Genomic DNA, 23,482 nt, shown 5'->3' with positions numbered 1-23,482 from the left:
ATCTCCCTTTTCTACGTATTCGATTATTCCCACACCCGATCCAGCTGATCTGCGTAGTAACGGATCGCTCGGTTATAGTCATTGATTCTCTTGTCACTTGATGTATCCGCAAGTTGTACAAGCAGTCTTTGCATCGCTTCTGCATGTTCACCCAGATTATAGAGCACCATGGCATAGAAAACTTCAAATTCCCGGTACGCCGGGAATTCTTTTATCCCTTTTTCAAACCAAACTTTCGCCTGCTCGTACTGTCCAAGCGTTCTGTATGTACTGCCTAATCCGAGTATTGCACCTGCTCTGTTCTCACCAGAAAGTCCAAGACTGAGTGCCTTCTCATAATGCGGGACAGCCTCCCGCTCCAATCCAAGCGAATCATGTGCCCAAGCGAGCTGATACCAGACATTTGCATTCTCGGGTTCCTGGACTGTAATCTCTTGCAGAAGCTCAATCGCTTCCTGTACCTTGCCTTCTTGTCTCCATCGTACGGCCTGTTCCAAATTACTCATGCTGTCACTTCCCATCTTGCATTATAATTCCCACATATATGAATCAATTGTTTTATTATACCAAAAAAACACACTTGAGAATATGTTGTAACAACCAAAGGTTGTCCAAACCCTATTCCCTCGTGTGCTTTTCATTCTGTGGAGGTCGCTAAAGCTACCTCTCTCTCAAAATGTTCTGTTCATCGCCTGATTAAGACCATGTCGTATTCGCGACCATCACAATAAATACGAGCATGAGATAGTTCACAGAGATCAGAAAGTTTACTTTTGCCCACTTCTCATCATCCTGTGTCTTCAGCCCACTAAGTGTATGCACAAACCAGATCAGTCCACCGGCCAGTGATACAATCAGAAATACCAGACCCACGTAATTGTAGTAATACAACAGGAATACAGCAGGAAGCAGCAGAAAAACATAAGGAATCATCTGAAACTTGGTGCGTTTCACCCCTTTAACGACAGGCAACAAGGGAAACCCAGCAGCACGATACTCCTCTACCCGGCGAATACCCAATGACCAAAAATGTGGTGGTTGCCAGAGGAACAACAGCGCGAACAACAACCAGGCACCTGCATCAATCTCATTGGTTACAGACGTATAACCGATGACAGGCGGCATCGCTCCCGCAATTCCACCCAATGATGTACTCCACGTTGAACTGCGTTTCAACCACATCGTATATATCACGATGTACGCGAACCACCCCAGCAGTGCCATCCAGCCTGATAACGGATTCACCAAGAGATACAGTACTGCTAGTCCCACAACACCAAGGATAATGCCATAGCCAAGTACAAACCCTGGCTTCAGATGGTTAATGTAATCCATCCTTTTTTTGGTGCGCTCCATCTTCTGGTCCAATTCACGATCCCAATAATTGTTGATAACACAAGCTGAAGCAATAACCAAGGTTGATCCGATCACGACCATAAGCAGAGATAACCAGTTAATATCCCATTTTGAAGCTACCCAGAACCCTACAGCCACCGCAAACACATTTAGCCTTAGTAGTCCGGGTTTAGTTAATGCAATCATGTCTTTAAGCATGAGGCTCCTCCTGAACTATGTAAAAACGCCATTCCAATAATGATACATGTACCTACCATTAATTACAATCGCTTTCATGAATTTGTCATAACCAAAAAGCACCCCTCACCGTTCCAATGAACTGGAGGAATGCTTGAATGATGAATTTCATCTTATTTTATGGGATGTATTGTTGCACAATTTTAGTAACCTTCCCGTCCTGCACCGTCAGATGATACGGGAATACGGACAGATCAAGAATACGGGTATTCTCGTACAATGATTCGAACTTCGATAATGTCACTGGTTCATTCCACTGAATGTCTGCGCCCTGCATCGTACCATCCCGATCATACAACTGCATCAGCACTTCAGCATTGGCACTAACCTCAACCTGTTCCTGCTCTTTGCTATCGTTGACAATATAGTAACCATCTGGAGCACCGTCTATACCGGCTTCCGGATTGCGCTGTGCAAAAATCGCATCGGCTTCTTCACCCTGATACCAGCCAATCTTATCCACTGTCATAAACAATTTGCCGTCTTCTATATGCATACCTTCAACATAGGCTGTAAACATCTCGGAGTTTGCAACTTGAGCTTCTTCCGCAGAAGGTTGTTGGGCGTCCGTACTACCTTGAGCATTCGCAGGGGTAAGCAAATATGTAGTCAGCACAATCATGCCAAGTAAAGCAACAACTGCACCGATCATTCGTAGTTTCCATTGTTTTGTCGCGTTCTTCATAGGTAACATCTCTCCTTAATATGAACGTTACTATTCCTTAACCGGAAGTCTTGCTTCTCAAACGCTCATGTGAACTATCGATTCCAACGTTCTTTCTTTTCTTATCATACTTGGAACAGGGATTATAAAAGTATCAGCCAGATTAAAAATAGTTACAATGTGCGTCATTACTCCTGTCTGTAGTCTCCGTAAACGGCAAAGAACCCTTGAAGGCATCGCCATTCAGGGGTTCTTGTTACGCTCCGGCTTTGAGCAGGTTTGAAGACCTGCTCTAGTATTTCTTATGCTGACACATAGATGTTAATCTTAATGGTTAGGTGTGGAGCTTTGTGCCAAACGAACGAGCATATGAGCCAGCATGTGCCGTTCCTCTTCCTTCCCGACATTCCACAGCTCCTGAAGCAGTTTTTCTTCACGATTACGGGGTTCCTCCCGCGCAGCCAGATGATCCGCTACTTTCTCGGCAATTTTGGCCATCTGCTCCTCGCTTAGTCCAATCGATTCTCCCATGGCAATTCGCTTACCCAAGTATTCTTTGAATGCATCAAAGTTCTGCAAAATCTGATCTCTTTCTTCCGGTGCAATCTTCTCGATTGCATTGTCCACCTTCTCAGTTGAAACCTGGCCATCTTTATGGATTACATGATTTTGTTCATTCATTTGAATAACCTCCTGTATAATAGTTGTTTATTGGTTTCGAGATTTAGACTTAATAATCAAGCGGGTTATCTATAATATAAACGGATTACAGAAGTTTAATCAGTACGTTCAATTCTGTATAATCTTCTATGATATGAGCAAGCAACCGTTTCAAAAGAGCTACAGCGGTTAATCGTTTACATATATGTAACGGTGTTTGGATATGTTAATGAACACCTTGTACAATAATGAATCAGGAGGGATTTCCCATGCATGAAAAAAGCAAACATGAGAAGACAAACGATGAACTTGAACCCGGCGTGAATACCGTTATCCATCCAGACAAAAATAATCCAGGACCAACCGATATGATCGAAGGCGTGGTTGGTGATATCGTAGATAACATTCGGAAGGATTTCTCCCATGACTCGAAGGACAAAAAGGATTCTTCCCATTCGCCTGATTCATCGGATTAATGATTGTCCTTTTTCAAGATGAAATTAGCACCAAAAGACCTCCCGCCCTATTCATGGCCTGGGAGGTCTTTTGGTGTCATAGAAAAATGATATTCTAATTACACTAACTGAAATTTTATTGATCAACTCTGGAGTTAATCCTTGGTCATCTGCTGTAACGCCTTATGAATCCAGATCGCGGCAATGGAACCCTCACCCATCGCAACGGTTGCTTGTTCTGCGTGCACTCCCAGATCCCCGGCGATCCACACATTCGTCGCTGCCTGCAAGCTGCGCGGATCAGCTTCTACATGTTTATTATCTGCGATCACAGCTCCAAGCTGCTCTGCCAATTCATAGTGTACCTGGTTGCCTCCAAATGCGATAAATCCACGCTCCGACTCGAAAATCTGTCCATCTTCGGTCAGAACACCGGTGATATGACCATCCTCAATCTGTTGTACTTCCTGAACAGCCGCTTCCAGATAACGAACTCCCGCCTCTTTCATGCTGCGATGAAGCTCTGCAGATATGGGGGCCTGCTCATGATTGATATATAAAAGATCATTCGTACGCTGAATTAAAATCATCGCCATATTGGCACCTGCTTCGCCAGATCCCAATAGTACCGTACGTTGATCCTGAATCTCATAACCATCACAATCAGGGCAGACATAGACTGTTCGGCCCAGTGTTGGGGTTAATCCCGGAATATCTGGCACTCTATCTGAAAGCCCTGTTGCCAATAACACGGTTTTGCTCCTGTATTCAGTTCCTGAAGTACCGAACAATTGAATCTTCTCTCCATGACGGCCCGCTTTAACAATACGGTCTTTCTCAAAAGATACACCCGTCCGCTCTGCCTGCATCCTGCCTCGGGCTCTGAGCTCTTCACCGGATACCCCATCGGGGAAACCGAGGATATTATGATAAGTCCGGCATAACGTTGATCTGCCTTCTCCCGCGTCGATGACCAACACCTGATGAGCTGAATAACGTCCAAGCTGAATGGCTGCCTGAAGCCCTGCGAGCCCTCCACCTACGATTATGCAATCAACCTCTCGCATGCTCCTTCTCCTCCTGAACTATATATATTGAACTAACAAGTATTTACACCGCACACTCCGATGACAGAACAACCTTCCGATCGCTGTTATCCCCAGATTTTTTTTATATCTTTTACAAAGGTTAAATCCGGTGATAAAGGCGAACGCTTCGCTTCTTCAGTTTCGTTCTGTCCTCTCCGTTTTGTGTAAATGTTTAGTTCAATATATCTATATTTTGTCCTTATATACATTAAACCGTTTAGCCAAGCTTAAACGATTCCTCATATTGCTTATCTTATACCAAAACAAACAGACCCAAACCATCCGGCTGTATCCCGGTCCGCTTGAGTCTATCAGATTCATGATTATTTAGAAGTTATATGATTCAAATCGCGAAGCATTCGAAATGGCGTTCCATACATCTGCTGTTTCGCCGCCCATATACCAGTAAGCCAGTCCGGCAATCTGCCGTTGCTCACTCATCAACACTTTGGCCGATAAAGAACGACTATCCTCTGCCCATATATATCTTGGGATACCGTTACTGTTGTAACCAATAATATATTGAACCAGACTTGCATCCCATCGTCTTACAGACCCCGTAGCATGGGCACGAGTTCCCTGGTCTGCCAGTGTAATGTCCCAAGAACTGGTTGCTGGATTCACTGAAGACCAGTCTCGTGTATATAGCGGAAGGGCCAAAATGGTTTTGGCACGTACCACCTCTGAGAGCATGGTATCCAAAGCCTTTTCCACCCATGGAAGAGACGCCACTGATCCTGCTTTCGGATCACCGTTCCAGTGTTCCTCGTATCCCATCAGCACCATATAATCCGACACAGCGCCCAGTTTGGCATAATCAAATGCATCCGTCCAATCTGTACCCAGGTCTGGTGATACATCCACAGACACAACTGCACCCAGTGCGTGCAACGTAGCCGTCAAGGAGGTGACAAATGCCGTCAACCCTTCACGATCCGCAGGATCAACATTCTCGAAGTCCACATTAATGCCGTCCAGTTTATAGGTTTTGACATAAGCAGCTACCTGTGAGATCACTGCCGCTCGGTTGGCTGAGCTGGATAACATTTGATGTGTAAGTGCCGAATCGGAACGATTCCCAAGCAACGGCCATAACTGCCTGTCTGTGGCGGATGCCCAGGAGATCAATGCAGGGTCCGCGTGATCCGTTACTTTCATACTGCTGTTCAGGAAAAACCAGCGCGGGACGAGCGTATTCACTTCAGACTGTTCCACCTGCTTCTTGAATTCAGCGGTAGTGGAGTTATATTGCCATCCCAACTGAACGCCGAGTTCATCGCCACGTTGTAACTGCTCAGACCATGTTTTCTTTTGTAAAATGGCATCAAGCATGACGGCTGCTTCTTCTCGCGTTACCTGGTCATGCGGTCGGAACATGCCTCCGCTTCCCTTCATCAATCCAAGTTGATATACCGTCTGCACATATGGACGTGCCCAGTCCGAGATCTCCGCTGAGTCGAAATACGTTGAAGATAAGAGTGACGTCTCTACGGGTTGCTGTTTCAACATTCGAACAAGAAGAGCTGCCGCTTCTTCACGGGTAATGGAAGCATTAGGCTGGAACGTTCCCTGACCTTTACCCTCCAGAATAAAAAGATTTGTCATGGCGGCAACGTTGCCGTAATACCAGGCATTCATGCTTATATCCTGGTAGGGATTAATATTATTTTTTACGGGCTTCAAACCTAACAATCTAACCGCAAACGTCGCAAACTCTGCACGAGTAACGGCTTTCTTTGGCTCAAACGTAGTCTTTGACGTACCGGCAGCAATACCTTTGGCCACCAGATGTGTAATGGCATCCTTCGCATAACTCGTACGCGTATCCTGAAACTGTTGCTGCACGGTTGCAGCCTGAACGGCAGAACTGTATCCAGCCACCGACCCAAATGTTAATAACCCGCATAAAGCTATCTTCCACACACGTTGGTTCGTTATGTCTATTAATCTATTATTCACATCAAAAAGCCTCGCTTCATTGGATTACGATCAACTATTATCGTATCAAATTGAAGCGAGGCCGTATGTGGTTAAATGTTGGGAAATGCGAAGCTTACTTAAATCAATTTCATAACTCATTAAAATGAATTTATGTAACTAGATATAGACAAATTGAAACGTTTTGATCTAGATCTAGCCTTGATTGAAGCAGCTAAAGGTATTATGAAATTGATTTATTTGTGTACTTTTACGCGCTCTTCAATTGGTTGGAATTCTTTCTCACCCGGTGTTGCCGTTGGTTTACCAAATGGCATCTGAGCAACCAATCTCCAGTTCTCAGGAATGTTCCATTCTTGCTTCACTTTTTCGTCAATCAACGGATTGTAGTGCTGCAAAGATGCACCCAGACCTTCTTGTTCCAGAGCAGTCCAGATGACCAGTTGCAACATACCATTGGATTGGTTAGACCAGATCGGGAAGTTATCTGCATAAGCTGCAAAATTTTGTTGAAGCTGTGCGATCACATTGTTATCTTCAAAGAAGAGAACCGTACCATATCCGCTGCGGAATCCAGTCATTTTCTCTGCTGTGGATTTGAAGGCTTCTTCATTACCTACCACTTCACGCAAAATTTCTTCAGTGTGATTCCACAATTTATCATGTTGTTCACCAAGCAATACAACAGCACGGGATGTCTGTGAGTTAAATGCAGTTGGTGTATATTTCACTGCTTCTTCTACGATTTCCTGGATTTTAGCATCCGAAATTGTAGATTCCTTGCTAATTCCGTAATAAGATCTTCTGTTTTTCAACGCATCAAAAAAAGTAGTCATTCTTATTCGCCTCCCAAATTTTTTATTCATTTGCCAACATAGTAACTATAATATAGTAACATACATTAGTCAACAAACTATTTTATTTTCACTAAATATACTTTCGACAATAAACGACACTTTTTTTGCTCAAATCAGTATTTCAAATCAGCCATCGGGATTAACCTTCACTCGCTCGCCTTTTTGCGATAATCCGCCCGATATTTCTCTTCGGTAGACGAGTTGCTTTTCGTCTGATCCTTATTCTTCTCTTCCTGAGCCTCCATATTCAGATCTTCCATCGGAATTGGATCTACAGTCTGTTCTTCTTCATATTGGTCAAGCAGACTTTCATGCTCTGTCTTATATTGTTCGGGATTGTCACGGGATTGATCCTGACGGGTATCGCTGTTATTCTGATCCGGTGTGCGCTGTTTCATTCATAATCGCCTCCTCTGGGTTCATTACCTTTCTTTACCTTTTATGCACGCCCTCTAAACACAACGAAAGACATTGCTCGAACGAAAATCAACAAAAAAAGCCAACCAGACAAGCTGGTCAGCTCACAGAGGACTATGATTGGCGATGCAATTGGGTACGATACAGATCCGGCGAACATCCCACACTTTGTTTGAACATCCGACTAAAATGTGAAAGGCGTTTGAAGCCGGACAAGCGGCTTGCTTCTGTCACGGTGATCTCCGGTTGGAACTGAAACAAAAGCTTTGCCTGATTAATGCGACGGTCATACAGGTATTTGAATATCGTCAAACCTGTCATTTCCTTAAACATGCCTGCCAGATATGGCTTGGATAGATGTAATTCCAGTGCCAAATCATCCAGACCAATATCCTTCATATAATGGGTATCCACATAACGAATAATATGCTGGATATGCCGCTCCTTCTCCGATGAAGGAAGTTGTTCTTCGACATCGCCCTGGCAGATCTCTGCTACAAAATACAACAGATCACACAATCTCACATTCATGCGCTCCTGTCTGAAAGTGCTCTGACTTTGAGACAGTCGATGAAGGTCATGCAATAAAGCTTCGAACTCGGAGCGGTTATCTCCCGTCAGATTGACCCGGCAATTTCGGAGTTCTTCGAATGGCCTCAAGACCTCAACCATACGGTCCGGATGCAGACTGCTGCGAATGGCAGACGGATCAAAATGCAGCGTACTTCGCTCGTAAGCACTGCCGGGCTTCGGATGCGGTCGATGAAGAGTCAAGCCATGCATTAACACCAGATCACCCGGCTCAAGGTTGTATACCCGGTCTCCTATAATATACGTACATTCTCCCTCATGAAAATAATAAATCTCATAATGTGGATGTGAATGAAATCCATCTGACTTGCCCGGATCAAACGTACTGGTGGAACGGTAACTATACTCCAGTGAAGCACTAAATTGCATCATGCTCGGCACATTCATGCACCTCCTGTTCGGAAGAGGGAACGATTCGTGTCATGCCCCTGTAGGATATATGAAAGTGAAATTATAGAAGCTGTTTAATACTCTCTTGAATCTCATCGATGGAGTCGATCGGTTCAAAGCGTCTGATTACATGACCCTCTGCATCAATCAGGAACTTTGTGAAATTCCATTTGATCGCATCGCCATGTAACCATTCTGGTGCTTTATCAGCCACCATCAATTTCAATAATTTGGCCTGTATATCCGTTTCATCAAAGCCGGCAAAAGGTCCAGATCTTTTCAAAAAGTCATAGAGCGGGTGCGCCGCTTCTCCATTCACATCCAGTTTGGAGAACATCGGAAATTTCACACCATAGTTAATTTGACAGAAGGATTCCGCTTCCGAACTGCTTCCAGGCTCCTGCTCGGCAAACTGGTTGCACGGGAAACCAATGATCTGAAGTCCTTGATCCTTGTACTCATCGTACAGCTTCTGCATGTCATCAAACTGATGTGTATATTTACATTTGCTTGCCGTGTTTACGATGAGCACAGGTTTTCCTTCATATTGATAGAGCGGGAATCGCTCTCCACTGGTTCGGGTTACGGTAAAGTCGTAGATGGTTGGCATAAGTCTAGTGCACCTCGCGATAGTTATGTAGTCATACAGCATCATATGATTTTATATTATATACGAAGTTAGCCCTATTGTATTGCGGAAAGATTGCCGAGATTATGATTGCAAAGCTACATATATATCAATCTCATTGCTGACACTTTCCGGTTGATAACGCTCATCCCAAATTTCAAAGTCATAAAACTTCGGTTCATGTCCCGTCTCATCAAACCACTGTCCGTATATATAATCATATGTATCACCAATCTCTGATTCAATTCCACGATGCGTACACGTCACATACTGGCTGTCAGGGACGTCATGACTTATCATCTCGGATGGAACGTTCTCCAAACTGGTTACTGCATATCCTATCAGATGTGTGAACTTATCGACCTTCGCGTTAAAATCCTCATTCATCGGATACATCTGCATCAACATGACATTGTCATTTTTTCGATGTTGAATTTCCTTCTTTCTCTCAACTAGCTTATGGTAGTGGCTTTTGCCCAGCACGGATTCGAATTCTTCTACAGTCGCTTCGATTAAATATCCTACAACGTGAAAAGCAGGCAAAGTAACAACTTTCATTTCAAAGAAAATCGCCTCCAATGGATAAACTCAGATCATGGATTAATTCAGCTTTTCAACAGAAAACCCTTCTGCCGCCAAAATTTCCTCGTTCAGCAAAAGGGTAATATTATGGGAGGCAGTGATCACAGCTTCAGCCTTTCACAGCACTTCCGGCCACGCCCTGGATGATATAATGCTGACCCACCAGAAAGACGATGATCATTGGAATAATGCCAGCTGTGGCAGCGGCCATCATGCCGTTGTAGTCGACATTGTTCTCCAGAATAAAGTTCTGCAGTCCAAGCGGCACGGTGTACAGGTCTTTGTCGATCAGGAACACAAGCGCATTCTCATAATCATTCCAGTGCCATGAGAAATCAATGATCGCCAGGGTAGCCAGCGCCGGCTTCGCCAAGGGCAGAACAAGCCTGAAGAATATGCGCAGGTGACCGGCACCGTCGATGAACGCCGCTTCCGAAATCTCTGAAGGCACCGACAGGAAGAACTGTCGCAGCATAAACACCCCAAAGATCGTGAACATTCCGGGCAATATCAAAGCCCAATGTGTATTATATATGCCGACCCATTCAAACATCAGAAACTTGGGCACAAAGAGCACCTGCGGCGGCACCATCATCATCGACAGATAAATCAGGAACAGTGTCTCCCGACCTTTGAATTGAATCCTCGCAAAGCCATAGGCTGCAAACGCCGAAAGAAATACAGCTCCAATCGTGCTAATTAACGATATTTTCAACGAGTTCAGATAATACGTCGCAAAGGTATTCGCCCCACTCCACACCTTGATATGATGCTCCCAGTTCAGGCTGGAGGGTATCCACTGGATCGGATAGGTGAAGACGTCCGCAGGAGATTTGAACGACGTGCTGATCATCCAGATAAACGGCATAATCATCAGCAAAGCAAACCCGGACATCAGAAGTGTCAGTATGATCTTCCGAATCTGGGTCATAGACTCCCTGCGGACTTTAACTTGAGGTGATTGCGGAACTATAGGTTTCACGTTCGCAGCATTTAATTTCTCCATTACGATCCCCCCCTCCTTAATAGTGAACCCAACGTTTCTGACCAAGCCACTGCAATACAGTGAAGATCATGATGATGGCAAAGAGCGCCCAGCTAATGGCAGCAGCGTATCCCATCTCGTAATACCGGAAGGCGTTCTGGTAGATAAAAAGTGACAGTACGGTTGTACTGTTCCCCGGCCCACCCTGAGTTATGGCCTGAATAATACCAAAATTTTTGATGGTCATAATCAGCCCTGTAATCAGCAGCAAAAAGGTAGTCGGGCTTACAAGCGGCCAGATTACTTGGCGTATCGTCTGCCAGGGGCGGGCTCCATCAATGCGTGCTGCCTCGACCAATTCCTCCGGGATTTCCTGCAAAGCAGCCAAATAAATAATCATGTTGTATCCCAGCATGAACCAGATCCAGATGATATCAATTGCGTACATGGACCATTCAGTTGTTGATAACCAGCCCGGTGGACTCGTAATACCGATTCCCCGTAAAAAACCGTTGATTGGCCCCGACGATGGCTGGAACAGCAGCATCCAAACAAAGGCGATGGCAACACCGCTGGTAATATAGGGCATGAAATAGAGGGCACGCAGCGTTTTTTGCCAGTACACCGACTTGTTCAGCGCCACCGCCACAATAAACGCCAATCCCATCGATATGGGAACCGCCAACAAAAATACAAATGTATTTCGAAGAGCCACCCCAAACAGATCATCATTCATCATTCGGCGGATATTGTCCAACCCCACAAAATTCGTCTCCGGGCTCATGAATTTGTAATCGGTGAACATGAGATAGAACGAATAGACAGCCGGTATAATAAAAAACAACAGCACGCCAATCATATTGGGCCCAATAAACAGATACCCGAGCCTGCTCTGCCGTTTCATCCAGGATTTATGCATATGCTCCCCCACTCCTTAACATCTGTTCTGGAATTAAGCATAACAAGATGTCCTCTAACATTTAAGGAACATAACCCCGTTCCTGATATCACAGATATATGTATTTTGGCAGTGACTTTCGGAAGGATAATAACATGGAATTGTTCTATTACTTATATAGAAAAAAAACCGCCCCGATAGGGACGGTCTTACGACTCAACACTTTTGCATTCTATTGATTCTGCTTCAGCCAGTCATTATGACGTTTGACCATGTTCTGTACCGTAACTTCGGCAGTCTGGTTCCCAAGGAAGAACTTTTCATACTCCTGTGCACGCAGATCGACCACTTCTTGCGCAATACTGCGGACAAACGTAGGTGTCTTATCACCGTACAACACGAATTCCAGTGACTCTTTATCATAAGAATCGGCATAATCGCCAAGCAGATGATCAATAGCCGTCTGTTGATCGACCGCATTCGAGGAAGGCAAACGTCCACCAGCAGCCATCGGCATCATTCCCCCATCGGCGTACCATTTCAGGAACTCCCATGCAGCTTCTTTATTTTTCGACTTGGAATTGATGGCAATAAAGTCACCCAGTCCTCCACTCTTCACCATATCCGCTTCCTGTTCAACCAGTCTCGGGACAGGGGCAAAAGCGATTTTCCAATCCCGAGGGAATTCGGTCATATTGTTCGATGTGCGGATCAGCCATTCGCCGATATTAATCATGGCAGACTCACCGGCAAGGAACATGTTCTCCACCGGCATTTTGGAAGTCAGTTGCTCACCGAGCGGAGGCGTAGTTGCATCCTCCTTCATCATTCCGTTCAACGTCTCCAGCCATTTGGTAACGAGCGGATCGTCGAGGTTCGAAGTTCCGTCTGCCTTAACATAACCGTTCTTCACCAGAACGGAATCGAGCGGGTCCACATAGGAAGCGGTATGCTGCACCAATCCATACTTGAAGCCAGCATCTTTCAACTTGAGTGCATACTCACGGGCTTCATCCCAAGTCCAAGCTGTTGGTACGCTCAGCCCCGCCTGATCAAGCGCTTTCATGTTTAAGGCGAAGAAGGCAGCGTTTTTCTTGGTCGGCATCCCGTAATATTTTCCGTCCACTTTCCAGGAAGCCGCATCTTCACCCATTTTCTCATCAATGTTGTAGTCGGTGAACTCACCCAGATCCAGTGCGGTCCCGCCTTTGATGCGTTTATCCAGATTGGTGAGGGTATAGTTGACATACAGGTCAACGTTCTGACCGGTGGACAGCGCTGTATCCAGCTTCAGGTTGCCATCATCATCATTCACAAACCGCACATACTCCACCTGAATATCCGGATGCTCCGCATTCCAGGTATCCACGACTTCCTGCGGACCATTCTCGGGCGGCACCGCGCCCCACATGGTGAGCTTCACTTTTCCCGCTGCCGCTCCACCTCCGTTATCTCCACCGTTCGTCTCATTTTTACCAACACAGCCGGCAAGCAAGCCCAGCATCAGCGCACCTACGATTAACCCGGTTAATCCTTTTCTGATTCTCATCTGGTCACATGACCTCCCTGAATTGAAGTGTACCTTCCGTTACATCGTAGCAGGGACCTTGCTGGGTTCATAAGATACATATCCATGATTCGAATTGAACAAAAATACGGATTTACCCTTCCTTGTCTAAACACTCGGGTACACATATTCCTTCTACTCATCCTGTCAGTCACGAGCGGTGGCGGTACTGGCTGGGCGTGCAACCGGTCCAACGTTTGAATATTTTGATAAAATAATTATCGCTTCCGAACCCTACCCGGTAACCAATCTCCTGTACGGGAAGATCCGTCTCGCGCAAGTATTCAGCTGCTTTCTCCATCCGTACCCCGTGCAAGTAATGAATCAGGGTATGGCCCGTTTTCTTTTTAAACAAAGCACTCACATAATTCTCGCCCATCATCACATACCGTGACATGGATTTGACGGTAATGTCCTGATCGTAATGCTGTCCGATATACTCAATTATTTTGCTAATTTCCGGATGTTTCACAACCGGCTCACGAACAGGTGTGAACGGAAGATCCGTCTCAGACGGCGGTGCGGAAGAGACGGTAAGGGAATTAGACGAAGCAGGCGATAACGTGAGAACCGGTGTGGACGATGCCACTTCATGATGCGCTGTCTCTGTGCGGGCTTCAGCCGATGCTCCCAGTTCCGCACTTACTTTGCGGAGTGTATCACGCAGTGAATTCACACTCATCGACAGCTTTAGAATATAATTCGAAGCTCCGTATTCCATCGCTTGACGTACATATTCGAACTCCCCCATGCAGGTGAGCATGACAAATTTGGTTTTCAACCCGGCCTGACGAGTCTGCCTGAGTAATTCCAGACCGTCCATGCCTGGCATGACAATATCGGTCAGCACGAGATCGGGTGTATCCTGTAAGATCATCGCCAGCGCTTCGGTCCCGTTACCGGATTCTCCGATGACCGTGAAGCCCAGCTCCTCCCAGGAAATAATCTCTCGCACCGACTCCCGTACAAATACCTCATCTTCTACAAGCAATACCTTCCACATGCCAGATTCCCCTCTCCAGTCCGCTAGTCTGATCGCTTCTGTACGTAAGGCGTCGACAATAAAAAAGGAATGCTGAACCTCACTAATGTCCCTGGCTCGGTATCGATCACTTCAAGTTTACTTTGGCCTTTGAACAATAACCGCAATCGTTCCCTGAGGTTGGACAGACCAATTCCCGGACGCGTGCGAGTCGTCTGCTGACGCCGGGATTCCACCACTCCAACTCCGTTGTCTGCTACCTCCAGCATCAACATGCCTGTGTCTTGCCTATAAATTCCGATGTGGATCTGACCAAGCTGTTCCAGTGGCCCCACACCGTGGTGAATGGCATTTTCCACCAGTGGCTGCAAACTCAGCTTGGGCACCAACGCATATTCCAGTTTATCGTCAAATTCACAAGTGACCTCAAAACTATCGCGGTATCGAATCCGCTGGATATGAAGGTAGGCCTGAACCAACTCGATCTCATCCTTCAGGTATACCAATTCGACCTGTGAGTTCAGGCTGACCTCCAGAAGTTTGCCCAAGGAAACACACATCTCGGAGATCTCCTCATTCCCGCTGCGGATCGCACTCCATTTCATTGTATTCAATGTATTCAGGAGAAAGTGCGGATTCATCTGGGCCAGGAGCATATGAAAATGTACCGCTTCCTTCTGGCGTTCCTCCGCCTTGAGTCGGTTAATCATCTGATTGGCATCATCCAGCATCGTATTGAACGTGCGTGTCAGTTCCAGTACTTCCCCGCGGCTACGGCCTTCGGGGATACGAATCTTGAGGTTTTTGCGAACAACCTCCCTCATCTTATTCTGTAAGTGCGACAAAGGGCGCGTAAACGTTGCCGAAATCATAAAAGCCATCACTACAAATGCGCCTGTGAAACCAAAAAAGGTCAGAAAGTAACGCTGTTTAAGCTCGGATATCTCTGTAAACAGAATGGAAAGCGGAATGCGATTCACCATATACCAATCCAGTGATTCGATGTACACGTAGTTAATCAACGTATCCGAGGATGGATCGGTCAGATAAGCCTGCGCCGGATGAAGAGCTATTTCACGCGTAACGTCCGAGGAAAGCCCCGCTGTTTTGGATGAACTGGCTATGGTCTCTCCACTACCTGTAATAAGGTAGTACTCCTGGTTGCTCTGGGAATCCTTCAGCATGGTCTGGAACCAGTACGAGTAATCAATGCTGATCCGAGCCAATCCATACCGCTTGCCGCCGCTATCTTTCATATAGGCATACAGCGACAACAGATACGGGCTGGAGGATAACTCTCTGAGCACAGGATTGGTATCCCGTGCATCCCAGCGATAGAAGAGTTCTTCCGGTTGAAGCGGTTGTGAATTCACACCGCCTTGTGGAATGGTTATCTGCCCCAGCCGCTCACGAAATTGTTCCAGATAGGGGCCATAAGTCAGTGCTTCTTTCGGCAAATATGAAGTGTAAACGCTATCATAAAAATCCAGCAAGGTAAAGTACACCGAAGGATTATATAGAAAAAAGCTATTGTTGATCATCTTGAACTTTTCTTCCACCAGCGACTTGTTCTCAAGCGACGTGCGACTGTCCGGAGAGGTTAGCACACTTCTTACCGCGGAATCCTGTTCCAGAAAAATAAGCGTTTTGAAAGCAATGCTCATCTGGTCCTCCAAAGAGCGGTACATCTGGACGAGCTGCTCATGACTCTGCTCACTGATTTTCTGCTCGACCAGCGATTCAATCTGCTGATAATTGTAGACATTCAATGCACTAAACGGCAAGAGAATCAACACTACAAACGCACCGAACAGGCGATATCTGAGCCGCTGTGGCAACCAACTCTTCCAATTTGGCTTCTTCATTCCTTTGGCTCGCTCCCCTGCAATTAATGACCCCATTATAGCACCACCCTGCCATTTACAGCCGCAGTTGATTGATTTGCATGGATTTGTGATATTCGTTGCCTGCATTCATCTGATATGCACAGATATGTTCTATTGGTGTTCGAAAAAACTTTATGGATGGATGGATAGATCGATTGAATGGATGAATGAAAGGTTGGTTGGTTGGATGGATGGATGGGACTTTTACCTTACACTTGATGTCGTCTCCGATATTCCGAGGGGCTTATTCCTATGCTGGATGAAAATACACGGCTCAGATAAAATCCGTTCTCATACCCACATCTCTCGGCGATCTGCGTCAGGTTCAGACGGCTATCTGCCAGCAAGGCTTTTGCCTTTTTGAGACGAATCGCTTTCAGATAATCGGATGGTGTCTCTTGAAAGGCCTCCCGGAACCTTCGGGTAAGCTGAACCGGACTCAACGCCAGATGTTCCGCCAACGTTCGAAGACTTACTGCCTCTCCGGCCCACTCCTCCAACAACACTGCCGCTTCAGCCATCAGGGCATCCTCCGTGAACTTCGTTTCCATTAGCCTGCTCTGTCTGCGCTCCCATTGGTACAGTCGCCACAAATCCATCATCAGATGGGTTTTCCATCCTGTTGTAGCCTCATCATTGTCCTCGCTCGCCAGACGCAGATAGGCATAGGTAGAAGCCAGACGCTTCGTATCATTAATGAGGGATTTTCCGATTGGCGGCAGGAGGTTCTCAGCATCTGCGGAGTTACAACGGAACAGCATATAGTGAAATGTCAGCGGGGTTACTGTCTCTCTGCGAAAAGGAACGCGAGGTGGGCACAACACCAGATCAGCAAAGCCCGCCTCTCCCGTCTGCCCATCAATCTCATAACGAAATACGCCCTCTTCCACGGCAAAGACCACCCAAGCGTCGTAGATATCTTCTGCCAGAGCAAATTCAGCTTTCTTCTTCCAGTAGATGTGATTAAGAAGCTCCATGACACACCTGCCTTTGTTATGAAATAAAGTATATGCTCGATGATAATATAGTGTATTTGAAAAGTAAATATATAGAACTAATATGAAATTATAGATATGAAACAAGAAATCTGAGCTTAGGCTTATCCATATTCAATGAGAGAGGTGTTCGGATGAAGCATGAACTCGTAAAACCCGATATCACCGTCATTGGTGGCGGGCTTGCTGGCGTATGCGCTGCCATATCTGCTGCCCGGCTGGGCCAACAGGTTGCTCTGGTGCAGAACCGTCCTGTACTCGGTGGTAATTCCAGCAGTGAAGTACGTGTGTGGGTGTGCGGCGCTACCGCCCACGGGATTAACCGCTATGCCCGTGAGACTGGCATCATGGGGGAACTGTTTGTAGAGAATCAGTATCGTAATCCGGAGGGCAACCCTTATCTCTGGGACTTGGTCATTCTGGAAGCTGTTCGAGCTGAATCCAACATCAGCCTGTACCTGAACACGGATGTCCATGAAGTTGAGGCCACTGGAGATGGCGAAGAACGTATGATCACCTCTGTTACCGGGTGGATGATGGGCTCTGAGCGCAAAATCCGATTCGAGAGTCAGATCTATCTGGACTGCACAGGTGATGGACTGGTTGGCTTTCTGGCAGGTGCCAAGTTTGCACTTGGCCGGGAAGCTCGCAGCGAATATGGTGAAGAATGGGCGCCTGAGGTGGCTGACCAGATCACGCTGGGCAGTACACTTCTCTTTTATACCAAGGATACGGGTACCCCCGTCCGCTATATCCCGCCTTCTTTTGCCAAGGATATCACACAGACGAGTATTCCGATTCGCCGGGTCATTCGCAGCGGGGATTCCGGTTGTCATTATTGGTGGATTGAATGGGGCGGTGAACATGACACGGTTCATGACAATGAACTGATCCGTGATGAGCTGTGGTCCGTAATCTACGGGATCTGGGACTATATCAAGAACTCGGGCAAGTTTGATGCAGACCATATGACGCTGGAGTGGATTGGTTCGCTGCCTGGCAAAAGGGAGTACCGCCGCTTCACGGGTGACTATGTGCTCACCCAGAACGATATCATTAGCCAGCGGGAGTTCCCGGATGCCGTTGCCTTTGGCGGCTGGTCCATCGACCTGCATCCCCCGCAGGGCATGTACGCCGAAGCGAGCGGCTCGAAGCATATGCATGCCGACGGCGTATATCACGTGCCGTTCCGCTCGTTGTATTCCGCCAATGTGCGGAATATGCTCATGGCCGGACGCGACATCAGCGCTTCGCATGTCGCCTTCGGCACGACCCGCGTCATGGCCACATGCGCGGTCATCGGCGAAGCCGCGGGTACGGGCGCAGCGCTCTGCGCGGCCATGGGGGTGTCGCCGCGCGAGCTGTACGCGAGGCATCTTGCGGTGCTGCAGCAGACGTTGCTGCGGCAGGACGCTTCCATCATCGGCGTGCGCAGCCACGATGAGCTGGATTTGGCCCGGCGTGCCAAGGCTACAGCCTCCAGCACGCTGACGGGCATCGCTCTGGAGCAGCCTGGCGAGACGTACCCGTTGGGTACGGATGTTGCCCTGCTGCTGCCTGTGCATCCACTGCTCAGCGGCCTGGAGCTGCTGCTGGATGCATCCAGCGATACCGCGCTGACGGTAGAGCTGTGGGATACGGGGCGTAAGGAGAACTACGTCCCGCATTCGTTACAAGTTACGGCGACTGTTAACGTTACAACAGGAACTAGGCAGTGGGTGCAGCTTCCGCTCGAATGGCGACCGGAAGAACCGCAAAATGCTTTTATTATCATCCGCCGTAATAAAGCCGTCTCACTCTACCATTCGACAGAAGCACACAGCGGGGTGCTGATCTTCTTCAAAACTGAAGAAAACCACGTGTCCAAAAATCTGGAGGACCATGCTACGGATCAGCCTGTCGTATTATGGTCTATGCAAGGGTTGGCACGTCAACCCTTCTGCTGTCGTACCCTCTCTGAGAACACGGCCTATTCAGCGGACAACACGATCAACGGTTACCATCGCCCTTACGGTGGGCCTCAGCAGTGGATGTCGCAGCCGATGCAGTCTGGCAAGCCGGAATGGGTGCAATTGACATGGGAAGAGCCACAAACCGTGGCTGAACTGCATTTGACGTTCAATGATGATGTCAACGAGGATCTGGTTAATTTGCATCACCATCACACAACATTCCGTGTGATGCCTGAGCTGGTGCGTGATTATCGGGTGGAGATATTGAGTCGGTCTGGGGATTGGATCGAGATGGTAAGTGTAACGGAAAACCGCAGAAGAAAAGTCATTCATTCCTTAGATACACCTGTGTATGCACAGGGGCTTAAGGTAAGAATTGATGCTACCAATGGCAGCAGGTACGCGGAGTTGATTGAGATTCGAGCGTACGGGGAAGCAGCACGGTAAGAGGAATTTTGATAGCTGATCCTGGCACTGGTCAACTATACGATGGGTATTTACGTACAGTTCACACAGGTTATATACAAATAAGTCCCAGCTAATGGATGAGATCTAAACAGCAAAGAAAACAGGTTGTCTTAACCTGCAAGACAGCCTGTTTGAACAATATTCACGTATGTTCTGGCGGAGAGAGACGCGGTCTCTTTTCTCAAGTTATTCATTGTGTGTAGATAACTTGTCGAGTTATTCTATTGATCGGGATAGGTTTCTTTTAGAAACCGAATAGACTGCACAATTAGTGCTTTCAACACATCCACCTGAATGTCTGCTATCTTGTTGATGTATACACATGCTTTGCCTGTCGTATGTTTTCCGAAGTCCTTTAATAGATCCTCTCGCTCAATATCCCCTGTGGCAAAATATAAACTGATCTTCGCCTTTCGTGGCGAGAATCCTACTAGTGGTGCGTCCCCTTCGTGACCCGATTCATATTTGTAATGATATGCACCGAATCCAATAATACTCGGTCCCCACATCTTCGCTTCATAACCTGTGGTCTCCGTGAAGATATCCAATAATTGATAGGCATCCTCCCTTTTTTTCACAGGTTCGACCTGTTCAATAAATTCCATAACACTTTGGTCTGTAACGGTTGTTTTTGGTTTGTACACTGAAGATATCACTCCCTATTTAAGTCCAGTCATCGAAATGGTTTTCAAGAAATATAAGCTCTTTCTCATAGTGGGCCAGATGACCTTCTTCGACCATCTTCATAAAAGCGACATCTCCATCAGCCGCACGATCAGTCAGTGTTTTACACATGAAACGGATACGGGATATGACCCAACCCTTCAAATCTGCTGGAACACTCAGCCCGTACGTAGCCATGAATAAGGCAATCCGTTCTTTTCGAACAGTTCCGTGTGCCTGGCTGGCGTATGGCATTACACCCTTTCTGTCCATCTCTGGTGAGAAATCTGCGAGTGGCACAGATGTATACAAGGTATAGGCGATATCCCACATTCGAGGACCCGGACCCGCCATATCAAAATCAATAATGCCTTGAGGAAGGCCATCCTTGTACACCACATTATACGGCGCAAAATCGTTATGACATACAACTTCATCCTCAGTTATGCCTGGATATCTGTTCGTTGATACTGATGTTGTTGTAAATTCAACGGTCGCATCATGGTAACTTCTCAACAGTTTCGCGACTTCAATCAAAGATTCGTTTGACCACATATACTCTTCCAGATCAGGATAATCATCGCCTGGAACGATGCCTTCAAGGTAAGAAAGTATTTCTCGTCCCTGTTCATCTATTCCCAAAAATCGAGGGGCATGATCATAACCAACTTTTTCGAGATGTAAAAGCAGTTCATGCACATATGGATTTGGTTTAGCATGCCGGCGAACCGTCTCTCCAATCCTGATAACCTGATTCACATTACCTCCCGATAATACTTCCTCCTGTTTGACCACTTTTATCCCTCCTCAAGCTAAACTTCCTTGTTATGCCGATGATTACGATTTATCTTATAACTCCCCGGGAACCCCGAGACCAATAGTATGAATCCAACGAAGAACATGAAGTATACGAGTAGACCTGTTGGATGCTCGTTCGTCTGAGCGAACTGTGGCACGTTGCTCCCTCCCGAAGCATATCCTGCTTCTACGATAGCAACAGATACTCGTATTGAGATTCTCTCTATTGTGGAAATAAACACACTGCCAAGCATGAGAATTACACCCAAAATTTTGTTGATATTGTTCATAATACGCCTCCTTCATTAACCGTAGTCCCTATTGCATACGCTTTATCCACTTATGTAACTTTCAATTCTCTATTCCATATTCCTGCATTTTGTTCGAATATGTTCCATTTTCATTCACATCATAACAAAATAGGCGCCGTCATCTCTGACGCCGCTGTTGACGCTTTCTGAATAAGTTACGTGGCTACCACTTGGTGCAGATCCATACTATTTTCGAAAAAGGCTGACCGTTCAACATAATACAGATCATACATCTGTTCATGCATATTAATCCGTTGATAGACTTCTGGATACACATCATTGGCTATTTTCACATATGGCAGTTTTTGTACCGCTTTTCTGGATCTTATATTTTGCTTGCGTATCTTCATAAATACCGTTTCGATGTCATGTTCCAGAAACAATTCCACAAAGAAAGCTGATTTGGCTCTTTGGCTATACCCATTGCCAAAAAAGGGTGATCCAATCCATGTCGCTAAAAAACCGGTGTGCTGCTCAATATGATACAGATCTATCGTCCCAATAGGCTGCCCTGTTTCATTCAAAATCGTTCGAGAAATCACTGTTTTTTGCTCTTCTTCGGCCATCAATTGTTTCGTAAGGAATAGATATTCTTCATACGATTGACATGCATAACGAACGTAAGGCGAAACTGCGGGGTCCATCATGAAGCTGTACAGTGAATGGCATTCCTGCAAATCACGTTTTTTTAACATTCTGTCTACCACCTAGTCCTTTTAGTTCGCTATATCGAGCAAATTAAGTATATAAAAGGTATTGTGGGATTTGATGAATTCTGTAGATGTCTTATGTAAAATGCATTGGCAAATGTTGTTCAGATCACCTCCCGGTAGCACAAAAAAACGGCATGTCCCTTGTATAGGAACACGCCGTTTGCACGGATCAAGCTAGTTCGTCTATTATTGCATACCTTGCATGATTGCATTAATGATGTTTTGTTGCGTCACGGTATTATTCTGACGGTTAAACAAGGCGAATCCATGTTGACCGTTATGTCCGTTATCCCAATAAACAGGAACCATTTTGTATTTCTTGGCTTTTGCTGTAACTGCTTTGGCGTATGCAGCACGATATACATTGTTGCTGGAATCGTACGACGTTTTATCAATCGAGCCAAATTCACCAATCACCACAGGATAGCCCTGAGTCACAAATTTATCGTACATGGACTTGAACTGCGACTCAAGATAATCTTCTTGTCCCCACGTCGACTTTTTGGCAGGATTGGTTGCCGTTGCACCCCATTGCGTGATATTGCCATTTTCCTCACCAGCGAAATCCCACGGAGAGTAATAGTGTGCCGAGATCATAATTCTCTTCTGTGAGCTAGGAATGGCCGAAGATCTGAAATTATCTGTCGGAAGAGCAAAACCATAATTACCAACAGTGTAGTCAATATTGGTGTTCCAGCCCGGAATCAGCAACCATCTGGCATTGTTGTTACCTCCAGTCTGACGAACCGTATCCACGAAGATCTGATTGTAGGCGTTCAGATTGGCATAATACGCCGAGTTCGGGTTGCCATAGTTGCCATCGAATACTTCGTTCATGGATTCAAAAATAAGACGATCATTATAGTTGCTGAACTTGGTAGCCACCTGCTGCCACACCTTTTTATACTTTTCCTTAATGGCCGTCTGATTGCCACTATTCACGAGCAGCCATCCACCCTGTACAGAATTGTATCCATCGCCGTGAATATTGATGATGACATACAGACCCTCATTGTAGGCATAGTCTACGACTTGCTGAATTCGATTCAGCCAGGCTGCATTAATTGTATAATTGGGAGCGCTTCCAATATTACTTAAGTAGGAAATGGGAATACGAATCGACTTGAAGCCAGCCGCTTTTACCTTTTTGATCAACTCCGGAGTCACTGTAGGGTTGCCCCATGAAGTTTCGTTCGGTGTGCCGTTCACCGATGCTTCCAGCTGATTGCCCAGATTCCATCCTGCACCCATCTCAGCCACAATTTGCGAAGCATCTGCTGCAGCTGCTTTTGGGCTCCATCCAGTGAAGGCCACCGCAGCTACCAACATAAGCGCCAAGCTGCTGACGCCAAATTTCTTCCATTTTTTGAACATAACCATACCTCCGCTTATTTTATTATT

24 protein-coding genes are annotated in these 23,482 nt (G+C 46.3%); 2 read left to right on the top strand and 22 right to left on the bottom strand.

Annotation, left to right across the window (positions count from 1 at the left end; all coding sequences use genetic code 11):
* Window positions 1–23 precede the first annotated feature (23 nt).
* The 4 genes from ABTV53_RS11550 to ABTV53_RS11535 all read right to left on the bottom strand — a co-directional run bounded on the left by ABTV53_RS11550 (window position 24) and on the right by ABTV53_RS11535 (window position 2,938).
* Window positions 24–506 carry a tetratricopeptide repeat protein gene (locus ABTV53_RS11550; protein ID WP_433753039.1) on the bottom strand — a complete coding sequence of 161 codons (483 nt, stop codon included), beginning with the start codon at window positions 504–506 and terminating at the stop codon, window positions 24–26.
* Between the two features lie 190 nt (window positions 507–696).
* The gene (gene cyoE, locus ABTV53_RS11545; RefSeq protein WP_421888826.1) at window positions 697–1,554 is read right to left on the bottom strand and encodes a heme o synthase; all 858 of its coding nucleotides are present in this window, start codon (window positions 1,552–1,554) and stop codon (window positions 697–699) included.
* Window positions 1,555–1,711: 157 nt separating this feature from the next.
* Entirely contained in the window at window positions 1,712–2,278 is a 567-nt protein-coding gene (locus tag ABTV53_RS11540) for a hypothetical protein (RefSeq protein ID WP_433753038.1), read from the bottom strand.
* A gap of 306 nt (window positions 2,279–2,584) precedes the next feature.
* A complete protein-coding gene (locus tag ABTV53_RS11535) occupies window positions 2,585–2,938 on the bottom strand; it encodes a DUF3243 domain-containing protein (protein ID WP_433753036.1) in 354 nt (117 codons plus the stop codon).
* A gap of 248 nt (window positions 2,939–3,186) precedes the next feature.
* On the opposite strand from ABTV53_RS11535, the gene ABTV53_RS11530 reads away from it, so the two are divergent.
* Window positions 3,187–3,393, top strand: a complete 207-nt coding sequence (locus ABTV53_RS11530) for a hypothetical protein (protein WP_433753035.1) — start codon at window positions 3,187–3,189, stop codon at window positions 3,391–3,393.
* A 134-nt stretch (window positions 3,394–3,527) separates the two neighbouring features.
* Here ABTV53_RS11530 and ABTV53_RS11525 read toward each other — a convergent pair whose 3' ends face one another.
* The 13 genes from ABTV53_RS11525 to ABTV53_RS11465 form a co-directional block, all read right to left on the bottom strand.
* Complete coding sequence (locus tag ABTV53_RS11525; protein WP_421888822.1) at window positions 3,528–4,439, bottom strand: NAD(P)/FAD-dependent oxidoreductase; 912 nt, start codon at window positions 4,437–4,439, stop codon at window positions 3,528–3,530.
* A 348-nt stretch (window positions 4,440–4,787) separates the two neighbouring features.
* Window positions 4,788–6,419: an S-layer homology domain-containing protein gene (locus ABTV53_RS11520; RefSeq protein ID WP_433753033.1), complete on the bottom strand. Its 1,632-nt coding sequence runs from the start codon at window positions 6,417–6,419 to the stop codon at window positions 4,788–4,790.
* Between the two features lie 215 nt (window positions 6,420–6,634).
* Window positions 6,635–7,234, bottom strand: a complete 600-nt coding sequence (locus ABTV53_RS11515) for a nitroreductase family protein (protein WP_421888820.1) — start codon at window positions 7,232–7,234, stop codon at window positions 6,635–6,637.
* Window positions 7,235–7,401: 167 nt separating this feature from the next.
* Window positions 7,402–7,653 carry a hypothetical protein gene (locus ABTV53_RS11510; protein WP_421888819.1) on the bottom strand — a complete coding sequence of 84 codons (252 nt, stop codon included), beginning with the start codon at window positions 7,651–7,653 and terminating at the stop codon, window positions 7,402–7,404.
* A 133-nt stretch (window positions 7,654–7,786) separates the two neighbouring features.
* Window positions 7,787–8,650 carry an AraC family transcriptional regulator gene (locus tag ABTV53_RS11505; protein WP_433753030.1) on the bottom strand — a complete coding sequence of 288 codons (864 nt, stop codon included), beginning with the start codon at window positions 8,648–8,650 and terminating at the stop codon, window positions 7,787–7,789.
* A gap of 64 nt (window positions 8,651–8,714) precedes the next feature.
* Complete coding sequence (locus ABTV53_RS11500) at window positions 8,715–9,263, bottom strand: glutathione peroxidase (RefSeq protein WP_433753028.1); 549 nt, start codon at window positions 9,261–9,263, stop codon at window positions 8,715–8,717.
* Window positions 9,264–9,365: 102 nt separating this feature from the next.
* Entirely contained in the window at window positions 9,366–9,839 is a 474-nt protein-coding gene (locus ABTV53_RS11495) for a GyrI-like domain-containing protein (RefSeq protein WP_433753026.1), read from the bottom strand.
* 133 nt (window positions 9,840–9,972) lie between these two features.
* Window positions 9,973–10,794, bottom strand: a complete 822-nt coding sequence (locus ABTV53_RS11490; protein WP_421891082.1) for a carbohydrate ABC transporter permease — start codon at window positions 10,792–10,794, stop codon at window positions 9,973–9,975.
* 91 nt (window positions 10,795–10,885) lie between these two features.
* Window positions 10,886–11,767 carry a carbohydrate ABC transporter permease gene (locus ABTV53_RS11485; protein WP_433753024.1) on the bottom strand — a complete coding sequence of 294 codons (882 nt, stop codon included), beginning with the start codon at window positions 11,765–11,767 and terminating at the stop codon, window positions 10,886–10,888.
* A gap of 211 nt (window positions 11,768–11,978) precedes the next feature.
* Window positions 11,979–13,295 (bottom strand): ABC transporter substrate-binding protein, encoded by a 1,317-nt coding sequence (locus tag ABTV53_RS11480; RefSeq protein ID WP_433753022.1) that lies wholly within the window; start codon window positions 13,293–13,295, stop codon window positions 11,979–11,981.
* 169 nt (window positions 13,296–13,464) lie between these two features.
* Window positions 13,465–14,316, bottom strand: coding sequence for a response regulator transcription factor (locus ABTV53_RS11475; RefSeq protein ID WP_433753021.1), 852 nt, complete (start codon window positions 14,314–14,316; stop codon window positions 13,465–13,467).
* Between the two features lie 23 nt (window positions 14,317–14,339).
* Complete coding sequence (locus ABTV53_RS11470) at window positions 14,340–16,196, bottom strand: histidine kinase (protein WP_433753019.1); 1,857 nt, start codon at window positions 16,194–16,196, stop codon at window positions 14,340–14,342.
* 194 nt (window positions 16,197–16,390) lie between these two features.
* Window positions 16,391–17,158 carry a helix-turn-helix domain-containing protein gene (locus ABTV53_RS11465; protein WP_433753017.1) on the bottom strand — a complete coding sequence of 256 codons (768 nt, stop codon included), beginning with the start codon at window positions 17,156–17,158 and terminating at the stop codon, window positions 16,391–16,393.
* Window positions 17,159–17,310: 152 nt separating this feature from the next.
* Here ABTV53_RS11465 and ABTV53_RS11460 point away from each other — a divergent pair, with 152 nt between their 5' ends.
* Complete coding sequence (locus ABTV53_RS11460) at window positions 17,311–19,575, top strand: FAD-dependent oxidoreductase (RefSeq protein WP_433753015.1); 2,265 nt, start codon at window positions 17,311–17,313, stop codon at window positions 19,573–19,575.
* 242 nt (window positions 19,576–19,817) lie between these two features.
* Here ABTV53_RS11460 and ABTV53_RS11455 read toward each other — a convergent pair whose 3' ends face one another.
* The 5 genes from ABTV53_RS11455 to ABTV53_RS11435 all read right to left on the bottom strand — a co-directional run bounded on the left by ABTV53_RS11455 (window position 19,818) and on the right by ABTV53_RS11435 (window position 23,455).
* Window positions 19,818–20,240: a DUF1801 domain-containing protein gene (locus ABTV53_RS11455; RefSeq protein ID WP_433753014.1), complete on the bottom strand. Its 423-nt coding sequence runs from the start codon at window positions 20,238–20,240 to the stop codon at window positions 19,818–19,820.
* Window positions 20,241–20,259: 19 nt separating this feature from the next.
* On the bottom strand, window positions 20,260–21,054 hold the full coding sequence (locus tag ABTV53_RS11450; RefSeq protein ID WP_433753013.1) for a phosphotransferase: 795 nt from the start codon (window positions 21,052–21,054) through the stop codon (window positions 20,260–20,262).
* Window positions 21,055–21,071: 17 nt separating this feature from the next.
* Window positions 21,072–21,347: a hypothetical protein gene (locus ABTV53_RS11445; RefSeq protein ID WP_433753011.1), complete on the bottom strand. Its 276-nt coding sequence runs from the start codon at window positions 21,345–21,347 to the stop codon at window positions 21,072–21,074.
* Window positions 21,348–21,523: 176 nt separating this feature from the next.
* Window positions 21,524–22,063: a GNAT family N-acetyltransferase gene (locus ABTV53_RS11440; RefSeq protein WP_433753009.1), complete on the bottom strand. Its 540-nt coding sequence runs from the start codon at window positions 22,061–22,063 to the stop codon at window positions 21,524–21,526.
* Window positions 22,064–22,267: 204 nt separating this feature from the next.
* Window positions 22,268–23,455: a glycoside hydrolase family 5 protein gene (locus tag ABTV53_RS11435; RefSeq protein ID WP_433753007.1), complete on the bottom strand. Its 1,188-nt coding sequence runs from the start codon at window positions 23,453–23,455 to the stop codon at window positions 22,268–22,270.
* Window positions 23,456–23,482: the final 27 nt, after the last annotated feature.

Origin of the sequence: Paenibacillus amylolyticus (assembly GCF_050990605.1) — a bacterium.
Classification (GTDB): domain Bacteria; phylum Bacillota; class Bacilli; order Paenibacillales; family Paenibacillaceae; genus Paenibacillus; species Paenibacillus amylolyticus_H.
Note: the sequence above shows the minus strand (reverse complement) of the source record. Positions and strands in the feature narration are given on the sequence as shown.